The 17,074-nt window shown below is 62.4% G+C and carries 11 protein-coding genes, 4 pseudogenes and 2 riboswitches; of the genes and pseudogenes, 12 read left to right on the forward strand and 3 right to left on the reverse strand.

Annotated elements, in window-relative coordinates; genetic code table 11:
- Positions 1–15: 15 nt before the first annotated feature.
- Positions 16–840: a methyl-accepting chemotaxis protein gene (locus OMP40_RS09395; protein ID WP_277530889.1), complete on the forward strand. Its 825-nt coding sequence runs from the start codon at positions 16–18 to the stop codon at positions 838–840.
- Here the strand turns inward: OMP40_RS09395 and OMP40_RS09400 are convergent.
- Positions 828–1,472 (reverse strand): lipocalin family protein, encoded by a 645-nt coding sequence (locus OMP40_RS09400; protein ID WP_338131147.1) that lies wholly within the window; start codon positions 1,470–1,472, stop codon positions 828–830. The genes OMP40_RS09395 and OMP40_RS09400 overlap by 13 nt on opposite strands.
- Positions 1,381–1,965 (reverse strand): annotated as a pseudogene (locus tag OMP40_RS41395) (lipocalin-like domain-containing protein); the annotation flags it as partial. The gene OMP40_RS09400 and the pseudogene OMP40_RS41395, both read right to left, overlap by 92 nt.
- 208 nt (positions 1,966–2,173) lie before the next feature.
- On the opposite strand from OMP40_RS41395, the gene OMP40_RS09405 reads away from it, so the two are divergent.
- From OMP40_RS09405 to OMP40_RS09445, 9 genes and pseudogenes are all read left to right on the forward strand, one after another.
- On the forward strand, positions 2,174–2,998 hold the full coding sequence (locus OMP40_RS09405; RefSeq protein WP_277530891.1) for a hypothetical protein: 825 nt from the start codon (positions 2,174–2,176) through the stop codon (positions 2,996–2,998).
- 138 nt (positions 2,999–3,136) lie between these two features.
- Complete coding sequence (locus OMP40_RS09410) at positions 3,137–4,015, forward strand: AraC family transcriptional regulator (protein WP_277530893.1); 879 nt, start codon at positions 3,137–3,139, stop codon at positions 4,013–4,015.
- A 226-nt stretch (positions 4,016–4,241) separates the two neighbouring features.
- Positions 4,242–5,636 carry an extracellular solute-binding protein gene (locus OMP40_RS09415; RefSeq protein ID WP_277530895.1) on the forward strand — a complete coding sequence of 465 codons (1,395 nt, stop codon included), beginning with the start codon at positions 4,242–4,244 and terminating at the stop codon, positions 5,634–5,636.
- Between the two features lie 93 nt (positions 5,637–5,729).
- Entirely contained in the window at positions 5,730–6,623 is an 894-nt protein-coding gene (locus OMP40_RS09420) for a carbohydrate ABC transporter permease (RefSeq protein WP_277530897.1), read from the forward strand.
- A 66-nt stretch (positions 6,624–6,689) separates the two neighbouring features.
- Positions 6,690–7,572 (forward strand): annotated as a pseudogene (locus OMP40_RS09425) (carbohydrate ABC transporter permease).
- 1,018 nt (positions 7,573–8,590) lie between these two features.
- Positions 8,591–9,325, forward strand: a pseudogene (locus tag OMP40_RS09430) (sensor histidine kinase); the annotation flags it as partial.
- Positions 9,326–9,406: 81 nt separating this feature from the next.
- On the forward strand, positions 9,407–10,609 hold the full coding sequence (locus OMP40_RS09435; protein ID WP_277533073.1) for a response regulator: 1,203 nt from the start codon (positions 9,407–9,409) through the stop codon (positions 10,607–10,609).
- A gap of 1,611 nt (positions 10,610–12,220) precedes the next feature.
- Positions 12,221–12,331: riboswitch (glycine riboswitch) on the forward strand.
- A gap of 3 nt (positions 12,332–12,334) precedes the next feature.
- Positions 12,335–12,415, forward strand: a riboswitch (glycine riboswitch).
- A gap of 95 nt (positions 12,416–12,510) precedes the next feature.
- On the forward strand, positions 12,511–12,903 hold the full coding sequence (gene gcvH, locus OMP40_RS09440) for a glycine cleavage system protein GcvH (protein WP_277530898.1): 393 nt from the start codon (positions 12,511–12,513) through the stop codon (positions 12,901–12,903).
- A gap of 4 nt (positions 12,904–12,907) precedes the next feature.
- A complete protein-coding gene (locus OMP40_RS09445) occupies positions 12,908–13,351 on the forward strand; it encodes a hypothetical protein (RefSeq protein ID WP_277530899.1) in 444 nt (147 codons plus the stop codon).
- A gap of 204 nt (positions 13,352–13,555) precedes the next feature.
- Here the strand turns inward: OMP40_RS09445 and OMP40_RS09450 are convergent, their stop codons facing one another.
- On the reverse strand, positions 13,556–14,302 hold the full coding sequence (locus OMP40_RS09450; RefSeq protein ID WP_277530900.1) for a hypothetical protein: 747 nt from the start codon (positions 14,300–14,302) through the stop codon (positions 13,556–13,558).
- Positions 14,303–14,432: 130 nt separating this feature from the next.
- On the opposite strand from OMP40_RS09450, the gene OMP40_RS09455 reads away from it, so the two are divergent.
- The gene (locus tag OMP40_RS09455) at positions 14,433–15,206 is read left to right on the forward strand and encodes a gluconate 2-dehydrogenase subunit 3 family protein (RefSeq protein ID WP_277530901.1); all 774 of its coding nucleotides are present in this window, start codon (positions 14,433–14,435) and stop codon (positions 15,204–15,206) included.
- A 22-nt stretch (positions 15,207–15,228) separates the two neighbouring features.
- A pseudogene (locus OMP40_RS09460) lies at positions 15,229–16,946 on the forward strand (GMC family oxidoreductase).
- Positions 16,947–17,074: the final 128 nt, after the last annotated feature.

Genomic DNA, 17,074 nt, shown 5'->3' on the forward strand with positions numbered 1-17,074 from the left:
AGGAGTCATGCCCCGATGCCGACGATGCTGGAGCACGTGCTAGCCGCCATTCCCGTTTACAAGCAAACCTACACCGACGAACCCGTCGTCATCGTGATCGATCGGACCCAGGTCGTTCATTTCGAGAAAGCTTCGTTTTATCCGTCCGGCATACCGGAAGGCACGCCGCTGTCGGCGCTGCAGGGAACGGTCCTCCTCAAAGCGCTCGAGCTGGGCGAACGCGTCGTGGAGGAGCGGGACGCTTCGCGGTTCGGCACCGCCTACCTGTCGGTGGCCAGTCCGATTCGGGAAAACGGCGAAGTCGTCGGGGCGATCGGCTTCATCGTACCGAACGCGCGGCTCGATTCGCTGCGCGCGGGCGCGGCCGATTTGTCGGGCGTGATCGAGCAGATGTCGGCGACCGGGCAGGAAATAACGGCGGCGGGCGCGCACATCGCGGAGCGGCTGCAGGAGCAGGCGTCGGAGTCGGCGCAGCTGCTCGAGCGGCTCAAAAAGGCGGGCTCCGTGCTGGCTTCGGTTAAGGAAATCGCGGAGCAAAGCCAGCTGCTCGGCCTGAACGCGGCGATCGAGGCGGCGCGCGCCGGCGAGCAGGGGCTCGGCTTCGGGGTCGTCTCGACGGAGATCCGCAAGCTCGGCGAATACAGCAAGGCGGCCGTATCGCAGATCACCGAGCTGTTCCGGTCGATGGAGGAGAGCATCCGCGCGATGGACCGCACGGTCGGGGAGATCGCCAAGGAGTCCAAGGGCACATCCGCCGGACTGGAGGAATTCAGCAGGGCCTTCGCGCATATCGCGGAAGTCGCCGGGCAGCTCTCGGAGTCGGCAAACTACGGCAAGTGAGGAAAGGGCGCCGGCACGGTCCGCGCGGTCTGCGGATAGCCGACCAGCTCCATAAAGCCGTAGCCCGCGATCCGCGCCGGCGCGCCGCCGCCGTCTTGCTCGTCGCCCTCGAAGGCGACGACGCCTTCCCAGATCGCCCGCAGCGGCCCGAGCACCGGCATCTCTTGACCGTCCATGAGCGGCGCGACGCGAAGCGCCATCCCGTAGTCTGGCAGCGAGATCGTCCAGGCGACCGGATAATCGGCTCCTGTCTCTAAGCTTCTCCAATTTCTCGAAGGTTGGAGCACAACCCTGTCCGACGGCGTCGTTGAACCGTCCCGGCCGATGAGCCTGGCTTCGGTACGCGCATCTTCGCCGGCTTCGGGGTTCGCGCCGGCCGGCCGCAGCCGGCTGACGAGCAGCTCGCGGCCGTCGGTTAATTGCAGGCCGAACCAGTCCCACCCCTCGCCTGTCAGCAGTCCGTAGCTGCGGCCCCATTGATGATCGAACCAGCCTTGGCCGCGCAGCGTTTCCGCGCGGCCTTCTTCGTATAACGCCCCCCTGCACCTCGCTTCGCGTTTGGGAATAATAGCGCAGTCCGTTGAGCCCGCCTGTCTCGTCGATGACGGATAGGGGCTTGCTCGGCGCGAAATTCAGTCGCAGGCGAGCGGTATCGGCTTCCAGTTTCAACTCGAAGTTCGCTTCGCCGTCGTCCGCGAACGTCATCCCGTTTTGACCGTAGACGAGTCTGGTCGGGCGGCCCTTGACGGATGAGGAGGGCATGTAGCGATGCGGCTGCGGCAGAGCGTTCGCGAGCAGCCGGCGGTAGACGTCCCACGTATGTCCGTCGGAAGGATGCGCCAGCAGGTAGGCGGGCAGGTAGACGCCGGCCATCTGGACCGCGAGCGAGCGGTCGAGCTCGGAGCGGCTCTCGAACCTCGCCCTGTCCAACCGGACGAGCGAGTGGATGATATAATGCCCTTTGGGAGCCGCCCATTCTCCGACGCGGAAAAAGGAAGCCATGACGGCGTAGCGCCCGCCTCTGCTCCCGGTCAGCAGGGCGTAGCAGTACCACCATTCGACGTTGGACAACGGATGGGCGCCCGCATCGCCGGGCAGGGCGATGAGGCCGGAGCGGCTGATCATGTAGCGCACCCGCTTTGCTTTTTAACCAGCGTATGTGGGCGTTCGGGCCGGGGTGAATGGCGGCATGCCGACTGAAGCGCCGCGCGCAAGGAATGCGGGCGGTAGTATTCTTTCGGCGATACGACTTATAATCAAGTTAAAGCGCTATACTTGGATACGGGATACGCGTCCGGTCCGGGATCAATTTAGGGATAAAAGGCGGGATAAGATGGTTTACGCGTTTGTCATTGAGCCGGCGAGCTACGTTGCGTTCGCGGACGAAGAAGAACAGCTCGACAAGCTAAAGGAATGGGATCTGGTCTCCGGGAAGGCGATCAAGGCCAAGACCTTCTACTATAAAGGCAACGGTCTGAAGGAAGTCTGCGGCATTGTCGGCTACGTCGATCATATGACCGCCGTCATCGAACTCCCGAACAAGCAAAAGCACTGCATTCACCCCTCCTATTTGAAGGAGATGCAAGCGGCGAACTTCGGCCAGCGCTATGCGAGCGCCGCGGAGACGGAGGAAGCGGTGGGCGAGCGCGAGGAGACGGCCGCGGAGACGTCAGCCGAGACGGCCGCCGTCGCGGCGAGTCCGGCATCGGTGTCTCCCCCGGGCGTGGAGGCGCCGCCAGAGGATGATCGTGCGGCGGCGGATGCGTTCGCTTCGTTCGTCGCTTCGGGTGACGCAGCACCCGCGGCGCCGTCGGTCGCTCCGGCACCGGCCAAGGCGAAGGCCGGCGCGGCGCGTTCGAAGAAGGTGCAGCTTCCCGAGGAAAAGGTCAAGCTGACGGCGACCGTCAAGGAATTCACGACGGTGCCCAACCACTTCGCGGATAACGACGACGAGGTCATCATCTACGAGGCGGTCGCGATCGCCGACACGGAGACGGAGCTGGGCGAGGCATGGTCGAGCCATAGCGCCACGCTGAAGAAGCTCGAGCTCGAGGTGGGGGACAAGCTCGCGTTCGAGGCCAAGGTCGTGGCCAAGAAGCTCGCGAAGCATCCGATTCCTTACAAGATCAACAACCCGGCCAAGATCGTGAAGGCGTAGCCGATTATGCTACGAGCGCGCGGGGAGCCGGATGCCCCGGTTGTGTTCGTCTGCGCCAACCGGCCGAATCTGATCCGGAATTGTCGGACCTCTCGGCGCCGGGCCTGTTAATCTTGAAGTCGAAGGGAGGTTATCCGCATGAACGGACTTGACCGGTTGAACGATGGGCTGGCGTATGTGGAGGCGCATCTCGCGGATGTGGAGGCGCCGGATATCGGAGAAGCCGCGCGGCGGGCTTGCTGCGGCGAGCATCATTTTCGCCGCATGTTCGCATCGCTCGCGGGCGTGACGCTGACCGAATACGTGAGGCGCCGGCGCCTGACCTTGGCCGCCTTCGAGCTGGTCGGCAGCGAGGCGAGGATCATCGACATTGCCGTGAAGTACGGCTACGGCACGGCGGATTCGTTCGCCCGCGCCTTTCAGGCGATGCATGGCCTGGCGCCCTCCGAGGCGCGCCGGCTCGGCCGGCCGCTCAAGGCCTATCCGCGGATGACCTTCCGATTGACGATCCAGGGAGGCGACGAGATGAAGTATCGGTTAGTGGAAAAGGAAGCGTTTCGCATCGTCGGCATCATGAAGCGGGTGCCTTTGATCTATGAAGGCGTCAATCCGCACATCGCCGAGTTATGGGGCAGTCTGACGCCGGATTTAATCGCTGAGATTAAGGGGCTGTCCGATGTCGAGCCGACAGGGCTGATCAGCGCCTCGGCCAACTTTTCCGAGGGAAGGAAGGACGGCGGCGAGGTCGATCAGTACATCGGAGCGGCGACGACGCAGGCATATCCGGCGCATCTATCCGCGCTGGAGGTCGCCGCGTCGGAGTGGGCGGTCTTCGAAGCGGTCGGCGCGTTCCCGTCCGCGCTGCAATCCGTTTGGGGGCGCATCTACGCCGAATGGTTCCCGTCCTCGAGCTACGAGCTGGCGCCGGGTCCCGAGCTGCTGTGGAACGAGGGCCAGGATACGGGCAAGCCGGACTACCGGAGCGAGATCTGGATTCCGGTGCGCAGACGGCAATAAGGCTATGAATTCAAGAATCTCCCGAACCGCCTCGTGGGCGGGCGGGAGATTTTTTTGCGCTGCGCGCCGCGTAGGCGCATGCGCAGCCGCGGCGCGATGCCGCCGTTTCGCAAACGATATTGAGGCCATATTAAGAAAACAAACATCGACTCCTAAGTATACGCGTTGTATGCGATTACACCTCCGAGCATAATGAGGCTATACCAAGTCAAGGGGGGATTTGAACATGTATACGACCGGCAAAAAAGTGGCTGGCACCGCGATGGCTGGCTTCCTCGCCGTCGGCTTGGCCGCCTGCGGCTCTTCCAACAACGGGAACAACGGCGGCGACGCGGCGGCTTCTCCGTCGGGATCGGCTTCCTCGGCGGCTTCGGCCTCGGCCAGCGCGCCTGCCTCCAGCGCCGCCAGCGGCGAGAAGGTTACGATCACGTTCCAGAACATTTATCCCGACCCGACCGATCCGAAATACAATATGCTGCACAAGATCGTGAAGCAATACGAGACCGATCACCCGAACGTCCACATCGAGCTCGACTCGCTGAACACCGACCAGCAGAAGCAGAAGCTGAAGACGCAAGCTGCGTCCAACGAGGTGCCGGACATCACGATCGTCAACCCGTCCGCGCAAATGAAGCCTTACGTCGACGCAGGCCTGTTCGCGCCGCTTAACGAGATGGTCGAAAAGAACGGACTGAAGGACACGTTCCAGTCCGGCATCCTGGACTATTACACCTTCGACGGCAATCTGTACGCGCTGCCCGACGGCAACAACATCGCGCTGCTCTACTATAACAAGGCGCTGTTCAAGCAAGCCGGCATCGACGCGCCGCCGACGACCTTCGAGGATCTCGTCGCAGACGTGAAGAAGCTCAAGGAAAAAGGCATCCAGCCGATGGCCATCGGCGAGAAGGACACTTGGACCGGCTCGTTCCTGTTCATGAACATGCTGCTCCGCACGAACGGCGGACCGGGCTTCCTGAAGGACGTCGTCGACGGCAAAAAGACGTTCGAAGACCCGGCCTTCACCGGCGCGGTCGACGCGTTCGAGCAGCTCGTACAGGCGGGCGCCTTCCAGGAAGGCGCGACGAGCTTCGACTACAACGCGGGCGAGAACCTGTTCAAGACGGGCAAAGCCGCCATGTACTTCATGGGCAGCTGGGCGACGGGCGGCATCGAGGTGTCCGACGCGAACAAGGACGGCAACGTCGGCGTGTTCAAATTCCCGACGGTCGGCGGCAAGGGCGATCCGAACCAGTTCATGCTGGCGCCGGGCAGCGCGTTCGCGGTATCCAAGAACAGCAAGCACCTGCCGGAGACGCTCGACTTTCTGAATTACTTCATGCTGAACTATCCGAAGGAAGCGTTCGCGGTCAAGGGCGCCGTCGGCGTCGCGCAAAAGGTGGACGGCGACTACAAGGCGGCCGGCTACTCCGACATGGCGATGGAAGTGCTCGCGATGTTCAAGGACGTCACGGGCGGCGACATCTCCTTCGACAACACGATGAACCCGGCGACCTCCCAGGCGCATCTGTCCAGCATCCAGAACCTGTTCGTCTCCAAGGAAGACCCCGCCGCGGTCGCCAAGGAACATCAGCAAGCTTACGAAGACAACAAAGAATAATCGGCCTTGAACGTACGGTTCGGAGGGGGGACGCTCGCGTGGCGCCTCCCTTCGCAGCCGTAGCGCCGCAAGCCGCTGAAGGAGGCGTCAGCCTTGAATGTACTGAAGGTATCCCGCTGGACGATCGCGGCGTTCGTGCTGCCTTGTCTGCTGCTGTACGTCGGCCTCGTTTTCGCGCCGATCATCGTGTCCTTCTACAACGCGACCCTGAACTGGAACGGCATCGGCGTCGCCAAGCACGTCGGTCTCGACAACTTCCACCGCATGTTCACGAACGACTCGGTATTCTGGCCGTCCGTCCGGCGGACGTTCATGCTGGCCGGCTTCTCCATGCTGGTGCAGCTGCCGCTCGCGCTGTTCGTCGCCATCCTGATCAGCCGCTTCGTCCGCAGGCCTAATTTTCTCGTATCGAGCTACTTTATGCCCGTCATTCTGTCCGTCGCCGTCATCGGTCAGCTTTGGAAGACCATTTACAACCCTGCTTCGCAGGGCGGCATGATCAACCAGATCCTCATCAAGCTCGGACTCGGTTCCTGGACGCATGCCTGGCTGTCGGAGCCGAAGGTGGCGATCTACGCCATCATCGTCATCGGGCTGTGGCAGTACCTGGGCTATCATATCCTCATTCAATTTACCGGAATCCAGAACATACCGGCCGATATTTACGAAGCCGCCAAGATCGACGGCGCCGAAGGCTTCAAGGCCGACCGATATATAACGCTGCCGATGATCGTGCCGATCTTCAAGATCTCCGTCGTGCTCTCGTTCATCGGATCGCTGCAGTCGTTCGACCTCATCATGGTCACGACGGCCGGCGGACCGGCGCACGCGACGGACGTCCTCGCCAGCCATATGTACAACATCTCGATTTTGTCCCAGAAATACGGCTACGGCAGCGCCATCGCCTGCTTCCTCGTGGTCGTGTGCCTGGCCGCGACGGTCGTCATCAACCTGCTCTTCAACCGCGTCGAGAAGCGTTACGATTAATGCCGTCGTTATTTCATGCCGCGAATGATTCGTGCCCGCAATTAAAAGAAAGGGGGCGCACACCCCATGAGCCAATCCGCCAGCATCGCCGTCCGGGAGCCTGCCGTCCAGACCCGAAGGCGCGGGTTCTCCCTGAAAAAGACGCTCGTATTCGGCTTCTTCGGCGTCCTGCTCGTCACGCAGCTGTATCCGCTGCTGTGGCTGCTCATCTACTCGGTCAAGACCAACGAGGAGATTCTGTCGGGGGAGCTTCTTCGCCCTGCCGGCCGCCGTGCAATGGAGCAACTATTCGAACGCGCTCGCGGGCGGCCGCTACTGGCACTACCTGCTGAACAGCGTGATCGTGACCTCGGTCACGATGGTCTGCGTCATTCTGCTCGCGTCGCTCGCCGCCTTCGCGATTACGCGTTTTCGCTGGAAGTACGGCCATATCGTCATGCTGATCTTCCTGATGGGCCTGATGATCCCGCTGCAGAGCACGCTGCTGCCGCTCATGCTCATTTTCAAAAACATCCACGTCCTGAACACGCGCTGGGCGATGATCCTGCCCTATATCGCGTTCCAGATTCCGATCGCCGTCTTCATTATGAGCGGCTTTCTGCGTACGATTCCGCACGAGATCGAGGAGTCGGCCATCATGGACGGGGCGAACGTCTTCCGCATTTTCCGCAGCATCATCCTGCCGGTGTCGGTGCCGCCGATCATGACGGTATGCATCCTGACGTTCATCAACGTGTGGAACGAGTACATTCTCGCCGCCACGTTCATCTCCAAAGAAGCGCTCAAGACGCTGCCGTTCGGCGTGTACAGCTTCGTCAGCCAGTATTCGGTCAACTACGGGGCGATCGGCGCCTTCCTCGTGCTCGGGGCGCTGCCGGTCATCCTCGTATACTTCCTGCTGGCGGAGAAAATCACGAAAGGCATGGTAGCGGGCGCGGTTAAGGGATAAGATGAGAGAATGAGAAAAAGATTCCAATCCATCCACGGCCGCTTGTTCCTGATCTTTCTGTTCAGCATGCTCGGGCTCCTGCTCGTCGTCAGCCTCGTCTACTACCAACGGGCGACCGAGCAGATCAGGGACAAGGTCGGCGTGATCGCGAAAAAAAACATATCGCAGACGGTCGGCCTGTTCGAGCTTCTGCTCAAGGGCTACGACAGCGTCACCAAGTCGCTCAACAGCAACAACGAGCTGATGCAGCTGCTGCAGCAGAAGACGCCCGCCGGTTTACCGGAGGTCAGCTCGGTCAACCGGGAGCGGCAGATCACCGATATTCTCGGCGCGATCTTCTATTCGCGGAGCGATATCGTCGGCATCCACGTCATCTCGAGCCAGGGCAAGGTATACAGCTTCGACCGTTCGATCGGCTCTTCGACGCGCGATTACAAGATGACGGACTGGTATGCCGAGCTGCAAAAGTCCAAGGGGGGATATGCGCTGGCTGGGCGTATACCCGCAGGCGCCGATGAGCGGCGGAATCGACAGCCCGGTGTTTGCGTTCGGCCGCCAGCTGTTCGAGCTCAGCACGATGAAGTCGGTTGGCTACGTGCTGATCGAGACCGAGGAGGATCCGATCCTCTCGGCGCTCTCCAACGCCAGCATCGGACCGGGCAGCAGCGTCGTCATCCGCGATTCGGCCGGGAACGCGATCGTCCGTACGCGGCCCGAGGCGTCCGGAGCCGGAACGGAGACTGCGACGGAGGCATTGCCCGCCGACTGGCCTGGCACGCTGAAGAAAGGCGAGGTCGCCGTCCGCGATCGCAAGGACGCGCTGCTGACGGCGGCCCGGATCGGCACGGCGGACTGGACGGTCGTCGGCGTGACGCCGAAGCGCGACCTGAAGCTGGAGCTGAAGCAGACGCAGCGATTCCTGCTCACGGTCGTCATCCTGCTCGTCGTCGCCGCGACGGCGCTCGCGACGCTCGTGTCGCGCTCGTTTTCCTCGCCGTTCAAGCGGCTGATTCAGCAAATGAAGCAGGTGGAGCTGGGGAACTTTCAGGGGCGCGTCCGCGTCCATTCCTATCAGGAGCTGAACGTGCTCGTCGGCTCGTTCAACCGGATGGTCCAGCAGATGGACAACTTGATCGAACGGGAAAAGCTGCTGTCGATCAGCGAGAAAAACGCCCAGCTGCAGGCGCTGCAGTCCCAGGTGAACCCGCACTTTTTGTTCAACACGCTCGACATGATCTACTGGATGCTCGACGAGCGGGAGAACGACCGGCTTGGCCGCCTGATCCTGGCGCTGTCGCGAATCTTCCGGTACAGCAGCGATTGGGAGGAGGCTTCCCGCGCGCCGCTGCGGCTCGAGCTCGAGCAGCTGCGCCACTATCTGACCATTATCGAGACGCGGCTCGGCGGCCGCGTAAATACGAAGATCGAGGTGGAGGATCGCTGGCTTGGCGCCCAGGTGCCGAAGATGATCCTGCAGCCGATCGTCGAGAATGCCGTGAAGTACGGACTCGAGCCGCTGAGCCGCGAAGGCACGCTCCGGATTCGCTCGGCGGAGACGGAGGATGCGCTCGTCATCGTCGTCGAGGATAACGGCGTCGGCATGGACGAGGAGACGCTGCTTCGCGTTCGGCAGTCGCTGGAGGAGGCGGCGGCCGTGGCGCCGGGACGTCAGGAGGATCCCGCGGGACGCCGGGGCATCGGGCTCGCGAACGTGCACCGCCGCATTGCGTTGATGTACGGGGAAGGGTTCGGGCTGCGGATCGAGAGCGAACGCGAGCGCGGCACGAAGATTTGGGCTTCGTTTCCCAAGCCCGCAGAAGAGGGGGGATCAGCGATGAATATTCTCGTCGTCGACGACGAGGAAGTCATCCGCAGCGGCATCGAGCGGACGATTTCCCGCGGTTTTCCCGAGCACCGGGTGCTGCTCGCCGGGAATCCCGAAGAGGCCGTGGAGGCGCTGCGGACCAAGCGCGTCGACCTGGTGCTGACCGATGTGCTCATGCCCGGCATGACGGGACTCGAGCTGATGGCGTTTTCCCGTCGCATGCAGCCGCAGGTTAAGTGGGTCGTCATCTCGGCGCACTCCGAGTTCGCGTACGCGCAGGAGGCCGTGCGGCTCGGCGCCAGGGACTATATGCTGAAGCCGATCGGCAAGGAATCGCTCGTCGGACTGATCGAAGAGCTCGGACGCGAGATCGCGGAAGAGAGCGAGCGCAACAAAGAAGCCGACCTGATGAAGCGCAATTTGCGGTTCCTTCGGGAAGGCGTATTCGCGCGTTGGGCGTCCGGGCTCGATCTGGGCGGCATCGACGTCGCGCCGTTTACGGAGAGCCACCCGTACTTCAACCTGCTCATGGTGCGCCTGGACAGCGACGCGGACACGAAGCTGGAGCATTTCATCGTGGAAAACGTGCTGACCGAGCTGATGGACTCCGCCGGCAAAGGCTTCGTCGCGAGCATCGACGCGCACAGTCTGCTCGGACTCGTGACGCTCCGGGAGGAAGCGGGGCTCGGCCTGCTGATCGACAAGCTCCGCACCCACCTGAAGCGATATTTGAAGACGCCGTTTCAGGTGCTGCACTCGGGGCGCGTCGATGATCTGACGGCCGTGCCGGGAGAGGTGCGCCGCATGCGGAGCGCTTCGGCCGCGCAGGTGTACGATCACTACGCCAGCGGCGGGGAAAAGGCGATCGAAGTCGCGGTGCAGTACATACACGCCCATTTCGGGGCGGAGATCAACCTGGAAAAAGTGGCTTCGGTCGTGTACCTGAACCCGGTCTACTTCAGCCAGCTGTTCAAGCAGAAGACGGGGACGGGCTTCAAGGAATACGTCACCAACCTGCGCATCTCGCGCGCCATGGAGCTGCTCGGCGGCTCGGAGCTGAAAATCGGCGACATCGCGGAGCGCGTCGGCTACCCGGACGTGCGCCACTTTTCGCAAGTATTCCGCAAGAAGGCAGGCTGCACGCCGTCGGAGTACCGGCAAGAGGTCCGTGGCGGCGTCGCGGCGGAAGCCGGGGATGCGGAACTTGAGTAGCTGGGACGGATGGCGACGATGCGGGGCTGGAGTAGCTGGGGCGGATGTCGACGAGGCGGGGCTGTAGCCGAGGCAGATGCCGACGATCAGGAGATGGAGTAGCCGGGGAGTCCGAGTAGGGGACCCGGCGGCGCCGATGGTTGTGCCGATGTGCGCAGAATGACGCTAAAGCCGCCGCGATGGGGTTCGGGGACGCGCCGATGAGTGCCAAAAGGCGTTATCGCGGCCGCGATGGGGCTCGGGGATGCGCCGATGAGTACCAAAAAGCGTTATCGCGGCTGCGATGGGGCTCGGGGATGCGCCGATAAGTACCAAAAGGCGTTATCGCGGCTGCGATGGGGCTCGGAGGTGCGCCGATGAGTGCCAAAAGGCGTTATCGCGGCTGCGATGGGGCTCGGAGACGCGCCGATAAGTGCCAAAAGGCGTTATCGCGGCTGCGATGGGGCTCGGAGGTGCGCCGATGAGTGCCAAAAGGCGTTATCGCGGCTGCGATGGGGCTCGGAGGTGCGCCGATGAGTGCCAAAAGGCGTTATCGCGGCTGCGATGGGGCTCGGGGATGCGCCGATGAGTGCCAAAAGGCGTTATCTCGGCCGCGATGGGGCTCGGGGATGCGCCGATGAGTGCCAAAGGGCGTTATCGCGGCCGCGATGGGGCTCGGAAGTGTGCCGATAAGTACCAAAAGGCGTTATCGCGGTCGCGATGGGGCTCGGGGATGCGCCGATGAGTGCCAAAAGGCGTTATCGCGGCCGCGATGGGGCTCGGGGATGCGCCGATGAGTGCCAAAAGGCGTTATCGCGGCCGCGATGGGGCTCGGAGGTGCGCCGATAAGTACCAAAAGGCGTTATCGCGGCTGCGATGGGGCTCGGAGGTGCGCCGATGAGTGCCAAAGGGCGTTATCGCGGCCGCGATGGGGCTCGGAAGTGTGCCGATGAGTGCCAAAGGGCGTTATCGCGGCCGCGATGGGGCTCGGGGATGCGCCGATGAGTGCCAAAGGGCGTTATCGCGGCCGCGATGGGGCTCGGGGAAGCGCCGATGAGTGCCAAAAGGCGTTATCTCGGCCGCGATGGGGCTCGGGGGATGCGCCGATGAGTACCAAAAGGCGTTATCGCGGCCGCGATGGGGCTCGGAGGCGCGCCGATGATTGCCAAAAGGCGTTATCGCGGCCGCGATGGGGCTCGGAGGTGCGCCGATGAGTGCCGAAGGGCGTTATCGCGGCCGCGATGGGGCTCGGGGATGCGCCGATGAGTGCCGAAGGGCGTTATCGCGGCCGCGATGGGGGCTCGGGGATGCGCCGATGAGTGCCGAAGGGCGTTATCGCGGCCGCGATGGGGCTCGGAAGTGTGCCGATGAGTGCCAAAAGGCGTTATCGCGGCCGCGATGGGGCTCGGGGATGCGCCGATGAGTGCCGAAGGGCGTTATCGCAGCTCTTTTGTTGAACTATAGGTATTTGCCGCCCAAATAGCCGGAAAAACCGGCTAATTAGGTTGTCGTTTGGATTTGCAGTGGGCCTGCCAGCTATTCAGGAGTCAAATTTGGCGATAATTAGTCGGGTATATTGACGAGTATCCCTCGCTTGAATTAAGCTTACGAAGTAAATTGTTATATTCGCGGATGAAGATGGCAGGGAGAGACTGCGCCCACGGCGCGGCACCGAAGGAGCAAGTCTTGACGGTCCGCCGGCCGCAGGATCAAACTTTCAGGTAAAAGTACCGCCATTCGACGCGCCTCTGGAGAGAGCGATCAGCCACCAAAGGGGTAAGGGCGAAGCGAACGCCTCGTCTAATCTCTCAGGTACCCGGGACAGAGCTTACGGCAGCTTGCCGTTGCTCTGTCCTTTTTTTGCCGTTCGGCGCTTATAGCGACAGGCAGCGGTGCGACTTTAATCGAGAGGGATGACGAAGATGAGCGAGATCAGGACGGGTTTGGGCTACACGGAGGAGCATGAGTGGGCGGAGGCGACAGCGACCGTGGTGCGGGTCGGCATCACCGACTATGCGCAGAGTCTTCTGGGAGACATCGTTTTCGTGGAGCTTCCCGGCGTAGGCGACGCACTCGCGGCGAACCAGCCGATGGGGACGATCGAATCGGTCAAGACGGTGTCGGACCTGTTTAGTCCGGTGGACGGCAAGGTCGTGCGCGTGAACGAGGAGCTGCTGACTGCGCCGGAGAAGGTCAACGCGGATCCGTACGGGGAAGGCTGGATCATCGAGGTCGAGGTAGAAGGCGACCCGGCGGAGGCGGTCAAGGGCCTGATGGATGCCGCGCAGTACGAGGCACTGCTGGGGAGTAAGTAGATGCTTGTCCGACGCGAACCGCCCGGCATTCTTGCAAAGTAACGCTGACGAGCGCCACATCGACGCGAACCGCCTGGCATTCTCGCAAAGTAACGCTGACGAGCGCCACATCGACGCGAACCGCCCGGCATTCTCGCAAAGTAACGCTGACGAGCGCCGCATCGACGCGAACCGCCCGGTATTCTCGCAAAGTAACGCTGACGAGCGCCACATCGACGCGAACCGCCCGGCATTCTCGCAAAGTAACGCTGACGAGCGCCACATCGACGCGAACCGCCCGGCATTCTCGCAAAGTAACGCTGACGAGCGCCACATCGACGCGAACCGCCCGGCATTCTCGCAAAATAACGCTGACGAGCGCCACATCGATGCGCACAGCCGGCATTCTAGCAAAGTAACGCTGACGAGCGCCACATCGACGCGCACAGCCGGCATTCTCGCAAAGTAACGCTGACGAGCGCCACATCGACGCGAACCGCCCGGCATTCTCGCAAAGTAACGCTGACGAGCGCCACATCGACGTAGATGCTCCGTAATTTAGTTTTAACCCATTGGATGAATATCACGCATGCGAATACGAAAATAGCGACGCCATCCGCATTCCGCGGAAGAGGCGCCGCTTTTTTTTCGCTCATCGCCCGGTTCGGCCGCGCTACTTCCCGTCCTTCGCCGCCGCGCCCATCCGCATCAGCTTCGCGATATCCTGGTCGTGGCTGCCGGACGTTCCGTCCGCGCCCCGCGATCGCAAGCGGTCGATCAGCGCGACGGCCTCCGGGCCGGCAATGGCGACGATGCGCTCGCCGTAGCCGCGGTCCTTGAGCCATTGCTCGGCCGCGGCCAGCGTATCCGTCTTGTCCGCGTCGACGGAGCGGATGCCGACGCCGCCGTGCGGGCCGGGCTCCGGACCTTTGCCGGACAGGCCGCCCGTGCCGCTCAGCAGCTTGCGCTGAAGGGGATCGGTCGAGGATGCGGACGGTCCCCGTTCCTTGGCCGCGAGGAACACGGTATCGTTCGCGACGAGCACGCGCACCCCTGCCAGCCCGGCGCCGGCGAGCTCCGCCTCCAGATCGGAGGAAGCCGCCCGTCCGCGAAGTCCGGAGCTGCCGATCCGGCTCAGCACCCCGCTGCCCATGCCTTGTCCCGTCGCGCCGTACTGGTTGGTCGTCCGCGTCTTGTCCCGGTCGACGCTCGGGATGACCGCCGCATCGTGCTGTCCGGCGATCTGCGGCGGCTGCACGGACTTCAGCTTCAGCCGGTCGTCGATGACGCGCTGCGCGTCCGCCGCTTGCCTGACCGACTGTTCGCGCAGGCTGTGGCTCTGGCAGGCGGCCAGCGTCAGCACGCCCGCCGCGCAGGCGAACGCGAGCATCCGGCGTTTTGTTGCGATTGGGGTTGCCATTGCGGATCTCCACCTTATATTGGATTGGATTGGTTTAAAGTTAGCATGACCAGCCGCGGGGAATGCATAAGGACTTAATTTTGGAAAAAACTAATCGGGAAAATCCGGAATGAAAAGGGGAGGTGAAAGGATGGCTGACCATCAAGAAGGAGGCTCCGGCCACGACAAGGTCGAACAGCCGTCCCGGCGGAAATTTCTCGTCCAGGCCGGCTATGCGGTCGGCGGCGTCATCGTGGGCGGGGCGCTCGGCAGCCTGATCCGGCCGTCGAAAAAAACGGAGACCGCTCCCGAAGCGGGCGAAGGCGCGGCGCCGGACATCAAAAACTTCAATCGCGCGCCGATGTTCTTCACGCAGGAGCAGCTCGGCATCGTGTCGGCCGCAACGGAACGGATCTTTCCCGCCGACGACGCCGGCCCCGGCGCGCTTGCGCTCGGCGTCCCGTTTTTTATCGATCACCAGTTGGCGGGCGAATGGGGCTTCAATTCCAGGGAATACATGTCGCCGCCCTTTTATGCGGGGGAGAAGGTCCAGGGCTATCAAGGCCGGCTGAAGCGGCGGGAAATGTTCGAGATCGGGCTGCGGGAAATGGAAAATTACAGCCAGACGAAGTTTGCGAAGGGCTTCGCGGCGCTTGCGCCCGAGCAGCAGGACGAGGTGCTGAAGGCGTTCGAGTCCGACGAGGTGAAGCTGACGACGATCTCGGCGAGCGGTTTTTTCAAAATGCTGCGGAGCAGCACGCTCGAAGGCGCGTACAGCGATCCGCTGTACGGCGGCAACGCGGACATGAACGGCTGGAAGATGCGAAGCTACCCCGGCAACCAGATGAGCTATACGGACGTCATCGACAAGGACTTCGCGGTGATCCCGCCGAGCAGCCTGCAAGACCATCTAAGCGCCCACTAAGGCGGGGAGGACAGGAGCAACTATGGCCAAAACGCTGCCGAAAACGGACGTCGTCGTCGTGGGCGTCGGCTGGGCGGGCGGCATCATCGCCGCCGAGCTGACGAAGAGCGGGCTGAACGTCGTCGGCCTGGAGCGGGGCAAGGAGCGCAAGACCGAGGACTACTTCATGGTCCACGACGAGCTGCGCTATGGATTGCGATACGAGCTGATGCAGGATTTGTCCAAGGACACGGTGACTTTTCGAAGCACGGAGAAAATCCGCGCGCTGCCGATGCGGTCGTACGGCTCGTTTCTGCTCGGCGAGGGACTTGGCGGAGCGGGCATCCACTGGAACGGCCAGACCTACCGCTTCCTTCCGTACGACTTCGAGATTCGTTCCAAGACGATCGAGCGGTACGGCAAGAACAAGATTCCGGACGGCATGACGATTCAGGACTGGGGCCTCACGTACGACGAGATGGAGCCTTATTACGATAAATTCGAAAAGCTCGCCGGCATCTCGGGGGGAACCGAATCCGCTCGGGGGAAAACGCTCGGCCGATTATCCGACGCCGCCGATGAAGAAGTCGCCCGCGCTTACCATGTTCAGCGAAGCGGCTTCCAAGCTCAAGCTCCATCCGTACATGATGCCTTCGGCCAATCTGTCGGAGCCGTATACGAACCCGGACGGCATCTCCCGCGCCGCCTGCCAATATTGCGCGTTCTGCGAGCGCTTCGGCTGCGAATACGGCGCGAAGGCGGATCCGGTCGTCACCGTGCTTCCCGTGGCGCTGAAGACGGGCAAATTCGAGATTCGCACGCATTCGCAGGTGCGGCGCATCCTTCACCAGGGCGGGAAGGCGACGGGCGTCATGTATACGGACGTCACGACGGGCGAGGAGCTCGTGCAGCCGGCCGACATCGTCGTCGTGACCAGCTACGTGTTCAACAACGTCAAGCTGCTGCTGATGTCCGGGCTCGGCAAGCCGTACGACGCCGCGAGCGGGACGGGGGTCGTCGGCCGCAATTACGCGTACCAGGTGCTGAAGGGCAACGCGGCCGGCTTTTTCGACGACAAGCAGTTCAACACTTACGCGGGCGCGGGCTCGCTCGGCGTATCCCTCGACGATTACAACGGGGACAATTTCGACCACACCGACCTGAAGTTTATCCATGGCGGCTCGATCAGCATCAGCCAGACCGGCATGCGCCCGATCGCGAACAATCCCGTGCCTGGAGGGACCGCATCGTGGGGAGCGGAGTTCAAGGCCAACTCGGTCAAATACGCCAACCGCTTCCTGTCCATAGGCGGTCAAGGGTCGTGCATGCCTTTTCGCCACCACTTCCTCGACCTCGATCCTACATATAAGGATGCGTACGGGGACCCGCTCATGAGGTTGACGTTCGACTTCGAGGAGCAGGACCGCCAGCTGGCGCTGTACCTGTCGGGCAAGTGCGCGGAGATCATGAAGGAGATGGGCGCAAGCCATATCGATCAGTTGAAGGAGCTCGGCCCTTACGAGATCACGACCTACCAGTCGACGCACAATACCGGCGGCGTCGTCATGGGCGCCTCGCCCGACACGTCCGCGGTCAACACGTACTTGCAGATGTGGGACGCGGAAAACGTGTTCGTCGTCGGCGCCAGCGCCTTCCCGCACAACTCGGGCTACAATCCGACCGACACGGTCGGCGCGCTCGCCTTCCGGGCGTCGGAAGGTATTCTCAAGTACCGGCAAAAAAGGCGGAAGCCTGGTTTAACCGCATGCGGCGAAAAGCTCCCCCCTCCGTTTCGAGCGTCGAGCGAGCGGGGGGCTTTTTTGCTGCGCCCGGATGCCGCACAAGTTCTTTTACGAAGTTCATAACCTTAAAATACGATCATTCAATTC

Origin of the sequence: Cohnella rhizosphaerae (assembly GCF_029525575.1) — a bacterium.
Classification (GTDB): Bacteria; Bacillota; Bacilli; order Paenibacillales; family Paenibacillaceae; genus Cohnella; species Cohnella rhizosphaerae.

Bases quoted from the DNA above. Each gene is read 5' to 3' on its own strand.
- OMP40_RS09395 (WP_277530889.1), top strand. From the start codon at position 16: ATGCCGACGATGCTGGAGCACGTGCTAGCCGCCATTCCCGTTTACAAG.
- OMP40_RS09405 (WP_277530891.1), top strand. From the start codon at position 2,174: ATGGTTTACGCGTTTGTCATTGAGCCGGCGAGCTACGTTGCGTTCGCG.
- OMP40_RS09410 (WP_277530893.1), top strand. From the start codon at position 3,137: ATGAACGGACTTGACCGGTTGAACGATGGGCTGGCGTATGTGGAGGCG.
- OMP40_RS09415 (WP_277530895.1), top strand. From the start codon at position 4,242: ATGTATACGACCGGCAAAAAAGTGGCTGGCACCGCGATGGCTGGCTTC.
- OMP40_RS09435 (WP_277533073.1), top strand. From the start codon at position 9,407: ATGAATATTCTCGTCGTCGACGACGAGGAAGTCATCCGCAGCGGCATC.
- gcvH (WP_277530898.1), top strand. From the start codon at position 12,511: ATGAGCGAGATCAGGACGGGTTTGGGCTACACGGAGGAGCATGAGTGG.
- OMP40_RS09450 (WP_277530900.1), bottom strand. From the start codon at position 14,302: ATGGCAACCCCAATCGCAACAAAACGCCGGATGCTCGCGTTCGCCTGC.
- OMP40_RS09455 (WP_277530901.1), top strand. From the start codon at position 14,433: ATGGCTGACCATCAAGAAGGAGGCTCCGGCCACGACAAGGTCGAACAG.